The 684-nt window shown below is 31.5% G+C and carries 1 protein-coding gene; it reads left to right on the top strand.

Annotated features, from left to right (window positions below):
- Positions 1-684, top strand: a 684-nt coding sequence (locus GQX97_RS13455; protein WP_157152305.1) for an EFR1 family ferrodoxin, incomplete at both ends; no start/stop codon positions are given.

The raw sequence follows: 684 nt of genomic DNA on the forward strand, positions 1-684 counted from the left end.
AGAAGAAAACGTTGCTAAAAAACTTAATGTTGAATGCGAAAAATATAATTATAGCTTACCTAAAAGAAGAGAAAAAGTTCTTGAGTTTAAAGAAAATGATTTAGTAATATGTGGAACTCCTACTTATGCCGGAAGAGTGCCAAATATAATGCTTCCATATTTAAAAAATAATATTAAAGGTAATGGAGCTTTGGCTATACCTGTTGTACTTTTTGGTAATAGAAACTTTGATGATGCTTTAATTGAACTTAGAAATATATTAGAAGATAATGGGTTTCATACTATAGCTGGTGCTGGTTTTGTTGGKGAGCATGCTTTCTCTTATACTTTGGGGGCTAATAGRCCTGATGAAAAGGATATGCAAATTGCTTYAGATTTCGTAGAAAAAATAGTAGARAAAATAAGAACTGTGGAAAATATACCTGCTGAACCTATTAAAGTGAGAGGAAATGAACCTATTCGTCCTTATTATACACCAAGAGAYAGRCATGARCATGCTATTGATATATTGAAAGTAAAACCTAAAGTYAATTTGTCAAAATGTACTGATTGTAAAATATGTGCCCATGTTTGCCCTATGGGGTCTATTGATTTTAATGATGTGAGCAAATATGTTGGTATATGTACAAAATGTGGTGCTTGCATCAAAAAATGCCCAGAAAAATGCAGATATTATGATGATGA

This window comes from Brachyspira sp. SAP_772 (assembly GCF_009755885.1).
Taxonomy (GTDB): domain Bacteria; phylum Spirochaetota; class Brachyspiria; order Brachyspirales; family Brachyspiraceae; genus Brachyspira.